The sequence below is a fragment of the Pelomonas candidula genome (assembly GCF_043555985.1).
In the GTDB taxonomy this organism is placed as follows: Bacteria; Pseudomonadota; Gammaproteobacteria; order Burkholderiales; family Burkholderiaceae_C; genus Pelomonas; species Pelomonas candidula.
The window spans coordinates 319,295-334,012 of record NZ_JBIGIC010000002.1; the positions used below are offsets into that span (position 1 = coordinate 319,295).

Annotated in this window: 18 protein-coding genes; 13 read left to right on the plus strand and 5 right to left on the minus strand. The window is 69.0% G+C overall.

Annotated elements, in window-relative coordinates:
- Positions 1-83 precede the first annotated feature (83 nt).
- The 4 genes from modB to ACG04R_RS05015 are packed head-to-tail and all read left to right on the plus strand — an operon-like array spanning position 84 to position 3,005.
- Positions 84-767, plus strand: coding sequence for a molybdate ABC transporter permease subunit (modB, locus tag ACG04R_RS05000; RefSeq protein ID WP_394406881.1), 684 nt, complete (start codon positions 84-86; stop codon positions 765-767).
- A complete protein-coding gene (gene modA, locus ACG04R_RS05005) occupies positions 764-1,504 on the plus strand; it encodes a molybdate ABC transporter substrate-binding protein (RefSeq protein WP_394406883.1) in 741 nt (246 codons plus the stop codon). Before modB ends, modA begins: the two co-directional genes overlap by 4 nt.
- On the plus strand, positions 1,501-2,211 hold the full coding sequence (locus tag ACG04R_RS05010; RefSeq protein ID WP_394406884.1) for an ABC transporter ATP-binding protein: 711 nt from the start codon (positions 1,501-1,503) through the stop codon (positions 2,209-2,211). The genes modA and ACG04R_RS05010 overlap by 4 nt, the downstream gene beginning before the upstream one ends.
- Entirely contained in the window at positions 2,208-3,005 is a 798-nt protein-coding gene (locus tag ACG04R_RS05015; protein ID WP_394406885.1) for a TOBE domain-containing protein, read from the plus strand. Before ACG04R_RS05010 ends, ACG04R_RS05015 begins: the two co-directional genes overlap by 4 nt.
- On the opposite strand, the gene ACG04R_RS05020 is transcribed toward ACG04R_RS05015, so the two are convergent.
- From ACG04R_RS05020 to cynS, 3 genes are all read right to left on the minus strand, one after another.
- A complete protein-coding gene (locus tag ACG04R_RS05020) occupies positions 2,983-3,351 on the minus strand; it encodes a hypothetical protein (protein WP_394406886.1) in 369 nt (122 codons plus the stop codon). The genes ACG04R_RS05015 and ACG04R_RS05020 overlap by 23 nt on opposite strands.
- Positions 3,348-4,163, minus strand: a complete 816-nt coding sequence (locus ACG04R_RS05025; protein ID WP_394406888.1) for a hypothetical protein — start codon at positions 4,161-4,163, stop codon at positions 3,348-3,350. The genes ACG04R_RS05020 and ACG04R_RS05025 overlap by 4 nt, the downstream gene beginning before the upstream one ends.
- A 121-nt stretch (positions 4,164-4,284) precedes the next feature.
- Positions 4,285-4,728: a cyanase gene (cynS, locus tag ACG04R_RS05030; protein WP_394406890.1), complete on the minus strand. Its 444-nt coding sequence runs from the start codon at positions 4,726-4,728 to the stop codon at positions 4,285-4,287.
- A gap of 192 nt (positions 4,729-4,920) precedes the next feature.
- Here cynS and ACG04R_RS05035 point away from each other — a divergent pair, with 192 nt between their 5' ends.
- From ACG04R_RS05035 to ACG04R_RS05065, 7 genes are all read left to right on the plus strand, one after another.
- Positions 4,921-5,931 carry a sulfate ABC transporter substrate-binding protein gene (locus tag ACG04R_RS05035; protein ID WP_394406892.1) on the plus strand — a complete coding sequence of 337 codons (1,011 nt, stop codon included), beginning with the start codon at positions 4,921-4,923 and terminating at the stop codon, positions 5,929-5,931.
- 158 nt (positions 5,932-6,089) lie between these two features.
- On the plus strand, positions 6,090-6,929 hold the full coding sequence (gene cysT, locus ACG04R_RS05040; protein ID WP_394406894.1) for a sulfate ABC transporter permease subunit CysT: 840 nt from the start codon (positions 6,090-6,092) through the stop codon (positions 6,927-6,929).
- On the plus strand, positions 6,926-7,807 hold the full coding sequence (cysW, locus tag ACG04R_RS05045; protein ID WP_394406896.1) for a sulfate ABC transporter permease subunit CysW: 882 nt from the start codon (positions 6,926-6,928) through the stop codon (positions 7,805-7,807). Before cysT ends, cysW begins: the two co-directional genes overlap by 4 nt.
- Positions 7,807-8,865, plus strand: coding sequence for a sulfate/molybdate ABC transporter ATP-binding protein (locus ACG04R_RS05050; protein WP_394407259.1), 1,059 nt, complete (start codon positions 7,807-7,809; stop codon positions 8,863-8,865). Before cysW ends, ACG04R_RS05050 begins: the two co-directional genes overlap by 1 nt.
- A 145-nt stretch (positions 8,866-9,010) precedes the next feature.
- The gene (locus tag ACG04R_RS05055; protein WP_394406897.1) at positions 9,011-9,346 is read left to right on the plus strand and encodes a hypothetical protein; all 336 of its coding nucleotides are present in this window, start codon (positions 9,011-9,013) and stop codon (positions 9,344-9,346) included.
- A gap of 110 nt (positions 9,347-9,456) precedes the next feature.
- A complete protein-coding gene (locus ACG04R_RS05060; protein WP_394406899.1) occupies positions 9,457-9,675 on the plus strand; it encodes a TOBE domain-containing protein in 219 nt (72 codons plus the stop codon).
- A 169-nt stretch (positions 9,676-9,844) separates the two neighbouring features.
- The gene (locus ACG04R_RS05065) at positions 9,845-10,408 is read left to right on the plus strand and encodes an RBBP9/YdeN family alpha/beta hydrolase (protein WP_394406901.1); all 564 of its coding nucleotides are present in this window, start codon (positions 9,845-9,847) and stop codon (positions 10,406-10,408) included.
- 62 nt (positions 10,409-10,470) lie between these two features.
- Here ACG04R_RS05065 and ACG04R_RS05070 read toward each other — a convergent pair whose 3' ends face one another.
- A complete protein-coding gene (locus tag ACG04R_RS05070) occupies positions 10,471-11,346 on the minus strand; it encodes a dienelactone hydrolase family protein (RefSeq protein ID WP_394406903.1) in 876 nt (291 codons plus the stop codon).
- 127 nt (positions 11,347-11,473) lie between these two features.
- Here ACG04R_RS05070 and ACG04R_RS05075 point away from each other — a divergent pair, with 127 nt between their 5' ends.
- Both ACG04R_RS05075 and ACG04R_RS05080 read left to right on the plus strand, forming a co-directional pair.
- A complete protein-coding gene (locus ACG04R_RS05075) occupies positions 11,474-12,448 on the plus strand; it encodes a CysB family HTH-type transcriptional regulator (protein WP_394406905.1) in 975 nt (324 codons plus the stop codon).
- Positions 12,449-12,523: 75 nt separating this feature from the next.
- Positions 12,524-13,516, plus strand: a complete 993-nt coding sequence (locus tag ACG04R_RS05080) for a sulfate ABC transporter substrate-binding protein (RefSeq protein WP_394406907.1) — start codon at positions 12,524-12,526, stop codon at positions 13,514-13,516.
- A gap of 97 nt (positions 13,517-13,613) precedes the next feature.
- On the opposite strand, the gene ACG04R_RS05085 is transcribed toward ACG04R_RS05080, so the two are convergent.
- Positions 13,614-14,570: an intradiol ring-cleavage dioxygenase gene (locus tag ACG04R_RS05085; RefSeq protein WP_394406908.1), complete on the minus strand. Its 957-nt coding sequence runs from the start codon at positions 14,568-14,570 to the stop codon at positions 13,614-13,616.
- Between the last annotated feature and the right edge of the window lie 148 nt (positions 14,571-14,718).

The window sequence follows — 14,718 nt, forward strand, 5'->3', positions numbered from 1 at the left end:
GCGTTGTGCCGGCCAGCATAGTGCCGCCGCGCGTCCCGCGCTGGGTCAAGTCCATCGCGATGTACTTGATTACATTACGACCCATGCCCACCGACCTCTGGACCCAGTTCGACGCCGCGCCGCTCGCGCTGACGCTGCGGGTGGCCGTCGTCGCCACGCTGCTGGCGCTGGCGCTGGGCGTGGCGCTGGGCTGGCTGTTCGCACGCACGAAGCTGCCTGGCCGCGGCGTGCTGGAGGCGGTCTGCATGCTGCCGCTGGTGCTGCCGCCCACGGTGCTGGGCTACGGCATCCTGGTGCTGATGGGGCGACACGGCGCGCTGGGTGGCTGGCTGCGCGAGCACTTCGACTACACGGTCATCTTCAACTGGCACGGCGCCGTCATCGCGTCCACGCTGGTGGCGCTGCCGCTGGTGCTCAAGGGTGCCAGCAGCGCCTTCGCGCAGGTGGACCGCAACCTGGAGGCTGCCGCGCGCACGCTGCGTCAGTCGCCCTGGAGCACCTTCGTGCGCGTGACGCTGCCGCTGGCCTGGCCCGGCATCCTGGCCGGCACGCTGCTGGCCTTCGCCCGCGCGATGGGCGAGTTCGGCGCCTCGCTGATGGTGGCCGGCTCCATCCCCGGCCAAACGCAGACCGCGTCCATGGCCATCTACGACGCCGTGCAGGCCGGCCGCGACGACCTGGCGCTGCTGCTTGCCCTCATCGTGTCCGCCGTGTCGGTGTCCGTCCTCGTCCTGTCCAACCGATTCCTCCAACGTTCGCCGTCATGAAACGCCTGCTGCTGTCGCTGTCCCTCGCCCTCCCCTTGCTGGCGTCCGCCCAGCAACTCACCGTCTCGGCCGCCGCCAGCCTGACGGACGCGTTCAAGGAGATCGCGCCGAAGTTCGAGGCTGCCCGGCCGGGCGCCACGCTGCGCTTCAACTTCGCCGCTTCGGGCGTGCTGCTGCAGCAGATCGCGCAGGGCGCACCGGTGGACGTGTTCGCCAGCGCCGACCAGGAGACCATGAACCGCGGCGTGGATCAGAAGGTCATCGCCGTCGACACGCGGCGCGACTTCGCCGCCAACACGCTGGTGCTGGTCACGCCGGCCCAAGGCGCACCGGCCATCGCCACGCTGATCGACCTGAAGAAGCCCGAGGTGAAGCGCATCGCCGTCGGCAAGGTCGCCTCGGTACCGGTGGGCCGCTACACGCAGCAGGCGCTGGGCAGCGCGCAGCTGTGGTCCGCACTGAGCCCCAAGCTCGTGTTCGCAGACAACGTGCGCCAGGTGCTGGACTACGTGGCCCGCGGCGAGGTCGAGGCCGGCTTCGTCTACCGCACCGATGCCGAGCTGGCCAGGGGCAAGGTCGCCATCGCGATGACGGTGGGCGGGCATGCACCGGTCACCTACCCCGTCGCTGTCGTCGCGGACAGCAGGCAGGCCGCGCTGGCGCGCGACTTCGTCACCTTCCTCGGCGGCGCCGAGGCGCAGGCCGTCCTGGCGCGCTACGGCTTCGGCAAGCCTTGATCGACGTCTCGCTCCAGCTCTCGGTCAGCGACAAGCGCCGCCGCTTCGACCTCGACATTGCCTTCGCGACCGACGCGCCCTTCGTCGCGCTGTACGGCCCGTCGGGTGCCGGCAAGTCACTGACGCTGCAGGCCATGGCCGGGCTGCTGCCCGTGCGGGCCGGGCACGTGAAGCTGAATGGCCGCGCGCTGCTGGACACCGCGGCCAACATCGACCTGCCGCCCGAGGCCCGCCGCGTGGGCTATCTGTTCCAGCACTACGCGCTGTTCCCGCACCTCAGCGTGCGCGACAACGTCGCCTTCGGGCTGACAAGCTGGCGCAAGCGGCTGAAGGCCGACGACGCCACGCGCGTGGACGAGCTGATCGAGTCCTTCGGCCTGACGGCGATGGCCCGCAGCCGCCCGGCGACGTTGTCCGGCGGCCAGCAGCAGCGCGTGGCGCTGGCCCGCGCGCTGGCCTGCAACCCGCAAGTACTGCTGCTGGACGAGCCTTTCGCCGCGCTGCACACCACGCTGCGCCGGCAACTGCGCGCCGAGCTGCGCGACCTGCGCCAGCGCCTGGGCATCCCTGCCGTCATCGTCAGCCACGACCCCGAGGATGTCATCGCGCTCGCCGACGAGGTCTTTCTGCTTGACGGCGGCGGCGTCCAGAGCAGCCTTAAGGCCGATGACCCCGGGCTGCGCGCAGCACTGGAAGCTGCGCCATGAGCACGGGCGACCACCCGCTGCTGCAGGGCGAGCTGCGCCTGGCCGGCCGGCTGGATGGCCGCTTCTTCGACCTGCTGGCCGCGCTGGCGCTGACCGGCTCGCTGCAGAAGGCAGCCAAGGCCGCCGGCTACAGCTACAAGGGCGCCTGGCTGGTGCTGGACGCCGCGACCGCGCTGACCCACGCGCCGCTGGTCGACAAGGCCACCGGCGGCGCGGGCGGCGGCGGCACGACGCTGACGGCCGAGGGCCACGCACTGCTGGCCGCATGGCGCGAGCTGCAGGCCCGGCACACGGCCTTCCTGCACGATCAGGCCGCCTGGCTGGCCACCCAACCGGCGCTGGATGCGCTGCTGAAAAGGATGAGCATGAAGACCACCGCCCGCAACCAGTTCTTCGGCCGCATCGCCGGCGTGAACCCGGGGCCTGCCACGACGACGGTGCGCATCGCGCTGGACGGTGGCCAGGAGGTCACTGCATCGCTGACGACACAGGCCGCGCAGGAGCTGAAGGTGCAGACCGGCAAGGAAGCGCTGGCGCTCGTGAAGTCCAGCGAGGTGGTGCTGGTGACGGACTTCGGCGGCTACCGGCTGTCGGCCCGCAATCAGCTGGCCGGCACGATCTCCCGCGTGGACCGCGGCGCAGTGTCGTCGCTCATCGGGCTGACGCTGCCGGGCGGCACGATAGTGACGGCCAGCGTCACCAACGATGCGGTGGACGGCCTGGGGCTGGCCGTGGGGCAACCGGCGACGGCGGTGTTCAAGGCTTACGCGGTCATGCTGGCGGTTCGGGCATGAACTGCAGCCCGTCAGGGTGCACCCGCCTGACTTCCCCGGCCGCCGTCACGCTGCGCGTCTGCAGGTCGACAAGGAAAATGCCGCCGCTCTCGTTGATGATGCGCAGCCGTCTATCCGGGTCGACGGACATCGAGCGGAAGAAGACGTCCTGCACATCGCCTTCGAGGTTGGTGATGAGCCGACGGTTGTCGTAGACCTTCAGCGTCCACAGCACCTCGCCGCCGGCGCCGAACGCGGCGAGCATGCCGCCCATCTGACCGTCTGCCGCCAGATCGCCAGCCATCTGGGCGTAGCGAATGCCATCGACGACGACCGGTGCGACCTTGGGCGGCGGGATACGGCTCACCGCCCGGCCGCCTTGGTGATCTGCACCGCCACCTCGCCCACACCCGCGAACACATGCCGCGACTGCTGGCCGATGCGGATGTCGTGCACGCCGGTGATCATGCCGGTGGAGATGACGTCGCCCGCGCGCAGGATCGTGCCCTGCAGCGCGCGCTTGTTCAGCGTGAAGGCCAGCGCGCCCAGCGGGCCGGGCTTGATGGCGACCTTGCCGGTGCCCACCGACTGGCCGTCGATGAAGGTCTCGACGGCTATCGTCTCCAGCTCGCGCCAGTTCACGATCTCCGGGCCGACGACGACGCCCCAGTTGTTGCCGAAGTCGGAGATGATCGCGCCGGGACCGATGTCGTTCAGCGTGGCGAGCGGGCTGCTGGCCACTTCCACGCCGATGTGCATGGACTTGACGAAGGGCAGCACCGTGTCGGCCGTCCAGTCGGCCTTGCCGGCGGGCGCGTCCTCGGCGACGACGATGACCACCTCGGCCTCGACGGCCGCGAAGCCGCCGTCGAACACGGGGCACCGTGCGGCCTCGCCAGCCGCCACGCGATGGATGTTGGCCGCGAAGGCGGGGCCGATGAGGCGCTCCTCGGGGAACTGCGCGGCGAAGGCCGGGTTCACGCGGGCGACCTTCCAGCCGGCCACGGCGTCAGGCCAGCGGGCGACGGCCGCGGCCTGGATGGCGTAGGCCTGGTCCAGCGTCGTGGGCGGCATGCCGGGGTAGGCCTGGAGCGACTGGCCGGCAGCGCGGGCGGCGGTGAAGCGGGCCGAGATGTCCTGCGGATTGCTGCTGCCCGTGGTGTCGTGTTCCGTGCTCATGTTCGTTTCCCGCGCTGCGGCGCCCTGGTGAATGCGGGCGGCAATGTACAGCCAAGCCCCCGGGGCGCGGCTTTGCATCTGCGCAAGCACGGCTATCGCAGCTGCACGAACCCGAACCGGCTCAGTAGGTCTTGTACGGCAGGAACTTGCCGCTCATGACGATGCTGACGCGGTCCCCCGCTGGGTTGGGCTCGCGCTGCAGGTCCATCTTGAAGTCGATGGCGCTCATGATGCCGTCGCCGAACTCCTCGTGGATCAGTTCCTTGAACGTCGTGCCATAGACGCTGATCAGCTCGTAGAAGCGGTAGATCAGCGGGTCCGTCGGCACCGAGGTGGGGAGGCTGCCCTTGTAAGGCACCACTTTGAGCCATTGCGTCTCGGCTTCGGTCAGGTCGAACAGCCCGGCCAGCGTGGCCGCCTGGGCGTCGTTGAAGGTCATCTGACCCAGGCAGCCGGCGGTGACCCACTCCTTGCTGAGGCCCACGGCCTTCGCAACGTCGGCCCATTTCAGGCCCTTGGCCACCTTGGTGGCGATGATTTTTTCGGTGACTTCGAGGCGGCTCATGTCGGCTCCGGCAGGGGTTGGGAAACAGGTGGACACGGCAAGCAGGCCTGCGCCGTGCTGGTGCCCGCTCATGCGGCAGCAAGCGCCATGCCACGCAATGGTGCGGATCGAATAAGGAAATAAGGAAACTGTCGTTCCTCGCATAAGCAACTTCGGGCACCCTCTCGGCTTCGTTCATAGCCCGGCCATGCCATGCCCTCCTTCCTGCCCTCTCGCCGTACCGTCCTGGCCTTGATCGCCTCGGCTGCCACGCTGCCCGCGTTCGCCGCCGACCCGACGCTGCTGAACGTCTCCTACGACGTGGCCCGCGAGCTCTACAAGCAGATCAACCCCGCCTTCGTCGCCGCGCAGAAGGCCAAGGGCGTGAACGTGACCGTCAACCAGAGCCATGGCGGCTCCAGCAAGCAGATCGGCGCGGTCATCAGCGGGCTGGAAGCCGATGTCGTGACGATGAACCAGGCCACCGACGTGGACCAGCTCGCCAGCGCCGGCCTCACGCCTGCCGACTGGCGCAACCGCTTCCCCAACCATGCCGCCCCCTACTCGTCGACGATGACCTTCCTCGTCCGCAAGGGCAACCCCAAGGGCATCAAGGAATGGGCCGACCTGGCCCGACCCGGCGTGCAGGTCATCATCCCCAACCCCAAGGTCACCGGCAACGGCCGCTATGGTTACCTGGCCGCCTGGGGCAGCGTCGTCGCCAACGGCGGCAGCGAAGCCCAGGCCAAGGACTTCGTGACCAAGGTCTTCGCCAACGTTCCCGTGCTGGACGGCGGCGGCCGCGGCGCCACAACGACGTTCACACAACGCGGCATCGGCGACGTGCTGGTCACGTTCGAAGCCGAGGTCGAGCTGATCGAGAACGAGTTCGGCCGCGGCCAGTTCGAGCAGGTCAACCCCAGCGTCTCCATCGAGACCGATGCGCCGGTCGCCATCGTCGACAAGGTCGCCGCCAGGAAGGGCACGGCCGCACTGGCCAAGGCCTACCTGGACTTCCACTGGAGCCCCGAGGCACAGGAAATCATTGCGAAGAACAACTTCCGCCCGCGCGACCCGGCCGTCTTCAAGAAGCACGCGCAGCGCTTCGCCAACATCAAGCTGTTCACCGTCGACCAGACGCTGGGCGGCTGGGCCAAGGTCAGCAAGCAGCACTTCGCCGATGGCGGCACGTTCGATCAGGTGATGGCTGCGATCAAGCGCTGACCCCTCGCTCAGTTCGCCGCGCTGAACGCGGGCGAAGCTGATCGGTCCCCCGAGGGGACGGCGATGCCTGGCGGATCGACCGCCAGGCACATCGCCAAGGCGGGCCGGCTTGGGAGCGGCCCGGCGCTTGGCCCGAAATGCCAAAACACTAAAACCACATGACTTCCTTCTCCCTGAGTAGACGGCGTGTCCTGCCCGGCTTTGCGCCGACGCTGGGCTTCACGCTGTTCTACCTGTCCCTGATCGTGCTGATCCCGCTGGCCGCGGTGTTCCTGAAATCGTCGGGCCATGGTTTCGACGCCTTCTGGGCCGCCGCCACGTCGCCACGCGTCATCGCGTCGTACAAGCTCAGCTTCGGCGCCTCGCTGATCGCAGCCGTCATCAATCTTGTCTTCGGTCTCATCCTGGCCTGGTGCCTTGTGCGCTACGAGTTTCCGGGCAAGAAGCTCGTGGACGCGCTGATCGACCTGCCCTTTGCGCTGCCCACGGCCGTGGCCGGCATCGCGCTGACGGCGCTGTACGCACCCAACGGCTGGGTCGGCTCGATCTTCGCCAAGTACGACATCAAGATCGCCTTCACGCCGCTGGGCGTGCTGCTGGCGCTGATCTTCATCGGCCTGCCGTTCATCGTGCGCACCGTGCAGCCGGTGCTGGAAGACATGGAGACCGAGCTGGAGGAAGCCGCCGCGTCGCTGGGCGCGCAGCGCTGGACGACCTTCCGCTTCGTCGTGCTGCCCACGCTGCTGCCGGCGCTGCTGACCGGCTTCGCGCTGGCCTTTGCGCGCGCCGTCGGCGAGTACGGCTCGGTGATCTTCATCGCCGGCAACATCCCGCTGGTCAGCGAGATCACGCCGCTGATGATCATCTCCAAGCTGGAACAGTACGACTACGTCGGCGCCACGGCCATCGCCGCCGTCATGCTGATCTTCAGCTTCGTGCTGCTGCTGCTCATCAACGGCCTGCAGGCCTGGAGTTCGCAACGGGGTGTCCGCAAATGAGTACCGCTCTGCACGTCGCCCCGGCGCGCGCTCGCGCCAAGTATCAGGACAACCCCGCCACACGCGAGTCCACCGGCGTGCGGCTGACGCTGCTGGCGCTGGGCCTGGGTTTCTTCGCCATCTTCCTGCTGCTGCCGCTGGTGGCCGTCTTCACCGAGGCGCTGCGCAAGGGCTGGGAGCTGTACTTCGCATCGCTGAGCGAGTCGGACACGGTGGCGGCCATCAAGCTGACGCTGACCGCCGCCATCATCTCCGTGCCGCTGAACGTCGTGTTCGGCGTCAGCGCGGCCTGGCTGATCGCCAAGCACGAGTTCCGCGGCAAGCAGTTGCTGATCACGCTGATCGACCTGCCGTTCTCGGTGTCGCCCGTCGTGGCCGGTCTGATGTACGTGCTGATCTTCGGCGCCAACGGCTGGTTCGGCCCGTGGCTGCAGGCGCACGACCTGAAGATCGTGTTCGCCGTGCCCGGCATCGTGTTGGCCACCGTGTTCGTGACCTTCCCCTTCGTCGCCCGCGAGCTGATCCCGCTGATGCAGGCGCAAGGCAAGGACGAGGAGGAAGCCGCCACCGTGCTGGGCGCCAGCGGCTGGCAGACCTTCCGCCGAGTCACGCTGCCCAACATCAAGTGGGGCCTGCTGTACGGCGTCATCCTCTGCAACGCGCGGGCGATGGGCGAGTTCGGCGCGGTGTCGGTCGTGTCCGGCCACATCCGCGGCCTGACGAACACGCTGCCGCTGCACGTCGAGATCCTCTACAACGAATACCAGTTCGCCGCGGCCTTCGCCGTGGCCTCGCTGCTGGCGCTGCTGGCGCTGGCGACGCTGGTGATCAAGCAAATCATCGAATGGCGCGCGTCGGTCGCGTCGAAGGAAGCATGATGGGCATCCAGGTCCAGAACATCCACAAGAGCTTCGGCAATTTCACGGCGCTGGGTGACGTCTCGCTGGATTTCCCGCGCGGCGAGCTGGTCGCGCTGCTGGGCCCGTCGGGCTGCGGCAAGACGACGCTGTTGCGCATCATTGCCGGCCTGGAACAGGCCGACGCGGGTCGCGTGCTGCTGGACGGCGAGGACGCCTCCGAGACGCACGTGCGCGAGCGCCAGGTGGGCTTCGTGTTCCAGCATTACGCACTGTTCCGCCACATGACGGTGTTCGACAACGTCGCGTTCGGCCTGCGCGTGAAGCCACGCAAGCAGCGCCTGCCGGAATCCGAGATCAGGAAGCGCGTCACCGAGCTGCTCAAGCTCGTGCAGCTGGACTGGCTGGGCGACCGCTTCCCGCCGCAGCTCTCCGGCGGCCAGCGCCAGCGCATTGCGTTGGCCCGCGCGCTGGCCGTCGAGCCGCGCGTGCTGCTGCTGGACGAGCCCTTCGGCGCGCTGGACGCCAAGGTGCGCAAGGAACTGCGCCGCTGGCTGCGCCGCCTGCACGACGAGCTGCACATCACCAGCATCTTCGTCACGCACGACCAGGACGAAGCGCTGGAAGTGGCCGACCGCATCGTGCTGATGGACCACGGCCGGGTGGAACAGGTCGGCACGCCGCAGGAGGTCTACGAGCGCCCGGCCACGCCGTTCGTCTACGGCTTCCTCGGCGCGGCCAACCGCTTCGTCGGCCAGGCGCGCGGCAACGTGCTGCACATCGGCGAGCACCAGCTGCCGCACGCCGGCTCGCACGACGGCGGCGAGGTGCAGGCCTACGCCCGCCCGCACGACCTGCGCATCCTGACCGACGAGGCCGCTCCCGGCCTGTCGGCCACGGTGGAGCGTGTGCTGTCCTTCGGCGCCAGCGCCCGCGTCGAGCTGATCGGCCCGGACGGCCAGCCGCTGGAAGCCGAATTGACCCGCGACGAGGCCGAGGCGCTGCGCCTGCAGGGCGGCCAGCGCGTCAAGCTGGCGGCCAACCGGCTCAGCCTGTTCGAGGCCGGCGCGGGCATCTAGGCGCGCCCCAGGGATTTCCTGGCAAGTCCGCTCTTCCACAAGGTTACGGATTTGCGGCTGGCCGGTTTGGCGTAGTTTTCTCGTCTTTCAAGGCAAGGGTCGACGCCGACTACAGCTGCCGGCGGACCCTGCCCGGGAGACCGCCATGCCTGCTCGAACCCCCACGCGTCGATTGCTCGACCTCGCCACCTGTGCCGCCCTCGGCTTCTGCGCGCTGCCCCAGCACGCCGGCGCCGCCGACAAGCCCCGCCCGGCGGCGGCCGCCAGTGCGGCCAGCGCCACCGGCATGCCGAAACGCGCCGACAACACACCGCTGCACTTCGACCCGCCCGCCGCCGGCCCACACGGCCCGACGCGCGCGGACTACGAGTACTGCATCGAACACCCCTCCCCGGACGGCCTGTACACCGACTGCTCCGCCTTGCTGCCCAACGATCCACCCAACGCGAAGGCAGTCACCAAGGCTGCCAAACCGCGCTGACACGGGCGCACACGCCTTAATCGGCAGCCGCATGCGCTGCTGAGGATTGCTTCGTTCTCTGGGAACGCCGGGTTGCGCACACTGGCTCCACGCATCTTCTGGAGCCTCTCGTGAGCATCACCGCCATCAACGTCCGCAACCAGTTCCGCGGCACCATCAAGGAAATCATCGAAGGCCCTGTCGTCTCCGAGGTCGACGTCGTCACGCGTGGCGGCGATGTCGTCACGTCGGTCATCACGACGCGTTCGGTCAAGGATCTCGGGCTCGAGGTCGGCCGCGAAGTGGTGGCCCTCGTCAAGTCCACCGAGGTGTCCATCGCCACGCTCTAAGAGGGTGAGAAGGAATCCAGCATGCCTGCCTCGACTCACCAAAACGCCCCGCTCGTCGTTGCAAATGCTCGCCGTAGCCCTGGCTGCGGCTGCGCTTTGCGCCTAGATCGGACCGCCTTGGCGAGCCCTTTCGGGCACGCCGGACTCCCTCCCACCCTCTGAGGCCGCCATGCCGTACAGCGCTCCTCGCATCCTCATCATCCCGGGCCTGCACGACAGCGGGCCAGCGCACTGGCAGAGCTGGCTGCAGGGCCAGTACCGCGACGCTCGCCGCGTCACGCAGCGCGACCCGAGCAAACCGGAACTGGAGCGCTGGGCCGAGCGCATCCAGCGCACGCTGGAGGTTGCGGGCGACGGCGAATGGCTGGCCGTCGCGCACAGCTTCGGCTGCCTGGCGCTGGCCCGGCATCTGGCGGACCACCCCGACTCGCCCATCCGCGAGGCTTTGTTCGTCGCGCCGGCCGAGCCCGACAAGTTCGGCCTGGCCGAAGCCCTGCCCCACCACCGCCTGCCGTGCCGCTCGCGGCTGCTGGCCAGCAGCAACGACCCGTGGATGAGCGCCGCCAGCGCCGCGCGTTGGGCCCACCGTTGGGGCGCCAGCTACAGCAACCTCGGCGCCGTGGGCCACATCAATGCCGAGGCCGGCTTCGGGCCGCTGCCGGTGGCCAAGAGCTGGGTCGAGGCGGCACGGGCGCGGCACGCGGAGTTCCGAGAGTGGGCGTTCGCCGTCTGAGCTGAACTCGCCGAAAGCGAAACGGGCCGCTTCGCAGCGGCCCGCTCCACATCCGCGATCACTCAGCCGAGTACTGCCTTGAACACAGCCAACGTCCGCTCCCACGCCTGCTGCGCCGCTGCCGCATCAAAACGCGGCGTCGTGTCGTTGTTGAAGCCGTGCTGCGTGCCGGCATAGGTGAACGCCTCATAGCGCACGCCAGCGGCCTTCAGCGCGGCTTCGTATGGCGGCCAGGTCGCGTTGACGCGTTCGTCGTTGCCCGCGAAGTGCAGCAGCAGCCGTGCCTTGATGCGCGGCACGTCCGGCAGCGCGGGCGCGCCGCCGTAGAACGGCACGGCCACGGCCAATTCAGGCACCTGAGTGGCGATATGGTTGGATAGCGAGCCGCCGTAGCAGAAGCCGACGACACCGACTTTCCCATTCGCATCGGCCAGCGTCAGCAAACCGCGTGCGCCGGCCACGATGTCGGCGCGCGCCTTCGCCGGGTCGAGCTTGCCGAACAACTCGCGGGCCTTGTCCTCGTCGCCCGGGTAGCCGCCCAGCGGCGCCAGCGCGTCGGGTGCGTAGGCCACGTAGCCGGCCAGCGCAACGCGGCGGGCGATGTCCTCGATGTGCGGGTTCAGGCCGCGGTTCTCGTGCACCACCAGCACGGCCGGCAGCTTGCCCGCAGCAACGGCCGGCTTGGCGAGGTAGCCGTGCACCTGGCCGTTGCCGTCAGGCGACGAGAAGGATTGCTTGCGCGTGACGAGGCGCGCGTCGTCGGGCTTGACCAGCTGCGCGGCAGCGAAGTCAGGGCTCAGCGTCGCCAGCAACGCGGCGGCACCGGCCGGGCCGCCGGCAAAGGTGGCGGCCTGCTCGAGAAAGCCGCGCCGGCTGAGGTCGCCGTGCACGTAGCGGTCGAACAAAGGCCAGGCCTGGGGCGGAATGGGCTTATGCATGAGCAGGCTCCTGAAAGGTGGACTGACTGTAGATGTCGATCCGACGCCCGCAACTGCCGGGAAACGCATAACGATATGGCGAATCATTCGACGACAGAGGAAGGCGCGGTTTGCAGAATCGCCCCGCATGAACTTCCAGCAACTCCGCTCCGTCCGCGAAGCCCAGCGCCGCGGCTTCAACCTGACCGAAGTCGCTCAGGCCCTGCACACCTCGCAGCCCGGTGTCAGCCGGCAGATCCGCGAGCTTGAAGAGGAACTCGGGATCGAGCTGTTCGTGCGTTTCGGCAAGCGGCTGACCGGCCTGACCGAGCCCGGCGAGCAGGTGCTGCCGGTCATCGAGCGGCTGCTGCAGGAGGCCGAGAACCTCAAGCGCGCGGCCGACGACTTCGCCCAGGCCGGCAGCGGCCGCCTGCGCATCGCCGCCACGCACAGCCAGGCGCGCTACGCGCTGCCGCCCGCCGTGCGGGACTTCCGCGCCCATCACCCCGACGTCAGCCTGCACCTGCAGCAGGGCTCGCCGCAGCAGATCGCGCGGCTGCTGCTGGATGGCGAGGCCGACGTAGGCATCGCCACCGAGGCGCTGGCGCAGTACCCCGAACTGGTGGCGCTGCCCTGCTACCGCTGGACGCACTCGGTCATCGTGCCGCCGGGCCACCCGCTGCTGGAAGGGCCGCTCACGCTGGCCCGCGTCGCGCAGTTCCCCATCGTCACCTACGAGCCCGGCTACACCGGCCGCTCGCACATCGACGACGCCTTCTCGGCCGCACAGCTCACGCCGCACATCGTGCTGAGCGCGATGGACGCCGACGTCATCAAGACCTATGTGGAGCTGGGGCTGGGCGTGGGCATCGTCGCGGCCATCGCCTTTGACGAGGAGCGCGACCGACACCTGCGCGCCATCGACGCACGCCACCTGTTCGAGGACAACATGACCCGCCTGGCCGTGCGCCGCAGCGCCTACCTGCGCGACTACGTCTACGAGTTCATCCAGACCTTCGCCTCGCCACTGAAGCGCGAGGTCGTGGACGCCGCGCGCCACGAGCCGGCGCCTGTACCCACGGACAGCCGCGAGCCGGTGCTGGCTTGGTCGAAAGCCGCATGAGCTAGCGCGCTCTTCTTCGTTCCCCGCATAACCCGGCCTCCCTAGAGTGAGGTCTCCCTCCCTAACTCAAACACAATGCGCCGCCTTCTCACCGCCTTCTCGCTCGCCATTGCCGCCAACGGCGCCTTCGCCCAGACCTCGCTGCTGAACGTCTCCTACGACCCGACACGCGAGCTCTACCAGGACTTCAACAAGGCTTTCGCCGCGGCCTGGAAAGCCAGGACCGGCGAGACGCTGAGCATCAAGGCCTCGCACGGCGGCTCGGGCAAGCAGGCCCGCTCGGTCATCGACGGCCTGGAGGCCGACGTCGTCACGCTGGGCCTGGGTTACGACGTGGACGCGCTGGCCGATGCCAAGCTGCTGTCGCTCGACTGGCAGAAGAAGCTGCCGAACAACGCCACGCCCTACACGTCCACCATCGTGCTCCTGGTGCGCAAGGGCAACCCCAAGCACATCAAGGACTGGCCGGACCTGGTCCGCCCCGGCGTCGACGTCATCACGCCCAACCCCAAGACCAGCGGCGGTGCGCGCTGGAACTACCTGGCCGCCTGGGGCTACGCGCTGAAGAGCGGCAACACGCCGGCGCAGGCGCGGGACTTCGTCAAGAAGATCTACGCCAACACCAAGGTGCTGGACTCCGGCGCCCGCGGTGCCACGACAACCTTCGTCGAACGCGGCATCGGCGACGTGCTGATCGCCTGGGAGAACGAGGCCTACCTGGCCGTCAAGGAACTGGGCCCGGAGAAGTTCGAGATCGTCACGCCCAGCATCTCCATCCTGGCCGAGCCGCCCGTCGCCGTCATCGACAAGGTCGTCGACAAGCGCGGCACGCGCAAGCAGGCCCAGGCCTACCTGGAATACCTGTACAGCCCGGAAGGCCAGGAGATCGCGGCGCAGAACTACTACCGCCCGCGTGACGCCAAGGTCGCGGCCAAGTACGCGAAGACCTTTGCGCCGGTGAAGCTGTTCACCATCGACGATCTGTTCGGCGACTGGCGCAAGGTGCAGAAGACGCACTTCGATGACGGCGGCACCTTCGACAAGATCTACACGCCGGGCGCCAAGTAAACGCCCGTGCAGGCGCCACCTTCAGCGGGTGGCGCCCCGCGCCAGGAGGCCGGCACCGCGAGGTGGCCGGCCTTTCTTTGTTCTGCGATTGACGCCTTCAGCCCGGCCCACCTCGCGAGCGTGGCCCCGGGCCACCCCGCGGCGGCAGGCCTCCGCCCGGCATCGGCGGGCGCCCGTCCGGCGCCCCCGGTGGCCATCCCCGCGGGCCGCCCGGCGGGCCGCCCCCTTCGACGCGGTTGGATACGGTCTGGTCCACGCCCACGACGATGCCCGCCACGTAACCGGCCTCGACGCTGCCGAACACCGCCAGCATCTCGGTGCCGGCGCCGTCGGTGAACACGCCGTCATCCTCGATCCGTGTGACGGAGGTGTTCGGGCCTTTGCCGTACAGCGGGCTCGCATAGACCTCGGCCGTCACCGCGTCCGGGAAGGCGAACTGCGCCGTCGCCATGGACGGCGTGCTGCTCGTCAGCATGCTGGCCGCGAGGAAGGCCATGCAGTGGATGTGCGTGATGCGGCCCTCGTACCAACCCGGGTAGATGGTCTTGAAGGTGACGATCCCGTCGGCGTCGCTGCGCTGGATGCCGCGCAGGTAGCTTCGACCGGTCTGCCCCGGGTTGCCCATGCCGTCGTATCCGGAGTAGCGGCCATCACGATCGCAGTGCCAGACGTACACCCACGCGCCGGCAACGGGCCGGCAGCGGTTGTTGACGTCCACCAGCTTGATGCGCAAGGTCAGCGGCACGCCGGGGCAGCCCTCGGTGATGTCCTCGCGCAGCAGGGCCGAGCCGGCCAGCGCTGCCCGCAGCGGGAACGGCCCTTCGGTTTCCGTCGGCGTCACGCGGCAGCTGGGCAGGCCGGTGGCCATGATGCGGGCCAGCTCGTCCTCGCCGCGACCGTCCGGCGCGGGCGCCATCACACCGACCGAGCGCGGCGGGGCGGCGCAGCCGACCAGCGACGTGGCCCCCAGCCCGCCCAGCGCCCCCAGCAGGCGGCGGCGCCCGGAAGGTGGCTGGGGTCCGGCGTCGGCCGGGGATGGTGAGGGGCGTGCCATGCGGGGCGTCCTTGCAAGGTTTTGCGAGCGACGGTGCGCCCATGCGCACCGAACAAAACCTGGCAATGTCGCCGGGGGCGGTAACACCTTTGTCTGCAAAATGTGTCGCGCAGACACAAAGCGCCCAGCGGCCCGGGGACGGGGTGCG

Bases quoted from the DNA above. Each gene is read 5' to 3' on its own strand.
- ACG04R_RS05055 (WP_394406897.1), top strand. From the start codon at position 9,011: ATGCCTGCTCGAACCCCCACGCGTCGATTGCTCGACCTCGCCACCTGT.
- modA (WP_394406883.1), top strand. From the start codon at position 764: ATGAAACGCCTGCTGCTGTCGCTGTCCCTCGCCCTCCCCTTGCTGGCG.
- cysW (WP_394406896.1), top strand. From the start codon at position 6,926: ATGAGTACCGCTCTGCACGTCGCCCCGGCGCGCGCTCGCGCCAAGTAT.
- ACG04R_RS05035 (WP_394406892.1), top strand. From the start codon at position 4,921: ATGCCCTCCTTCCTGCCCTCTCGCCGTACCGTCCTGGCCTTGATCGCC.
- cynS (WP_394406890.1), bottom strand. From the start codon at position 4,728: ATGAGCCGCCTCGAAGTCACCGAAAAAATCATCGCCACCAAGGTGGCC.
- modB (WP_394406881.1), top strand. From the start codon at position 84: ATGCCCACCGACCTCTGGACCCAGTTCGACGCCGCGCCGCTCGCGCTG.
- cysT (WP_394406894.1), top strand. From the start codon at position 6,090: ATGACTTCCTTCTCCCTGAGTAGACGGCGTGTCCTGCCCGGCTTTGCG.
- ACG04R_RS05080 (WP_394406907.1), top strand. From the start codon at position 12,524: ATGCGCCGCCTTCTCACCGCCTTCTCGCTCGCCATTGCCGCCAACGGC.
- ACG04R_RS05025 (WP_394406888.1), bottom strand. From the start codon at position 4,163: ATGAGCACGGAACACGACACCACGGGCAGCAGCAATCCGCAGGACATC.
- ACG04R_RS05075 (WP_394406905.1), top strand. From the start codon at position 11,474: ATGAACTTCCAGCAACTCCGCTCCGTCCGCGAAGCCCAGCGCCGCGGC.
- ACG04R_RS05065 (WP_394406901.1), top strand. From the start codon at position 9,845: ATGCCGTACAGCGCTCCTCGCATCCTCATCATCCCGGGCCTGCACGAC.
- ACG04R_RS05015 (WP_394406885.1), top strand. From the start codon at position 2,208: ATGAGCACGGGCGACCACCCGCTGCTGCAGGGCGAGCTGCGCCTGGCC.
- ACG04R_RS05085 (WP_394406908.1), bottom strand. From the start codon at position 14,570: ATGGCACGCCCCTCACCATCCCCGGCCGACGCCGGACCCCAGCCACCT.
- ACG04R_RS05050 (WP_394407259.1), top strand. From the start codon at position 7,807: ATGGGCATCCAGGTCCAGAACATCCACAAGAGCTTCGGCAATTTCACG.
- ACG04R_RS05070 (WP_394406903.1), bottom strand. From the start codon at position 11,346: ATGCATAAGCCCATTCCGCCCCAGGCCTGGCCTTTGTTCGACCGCTAC.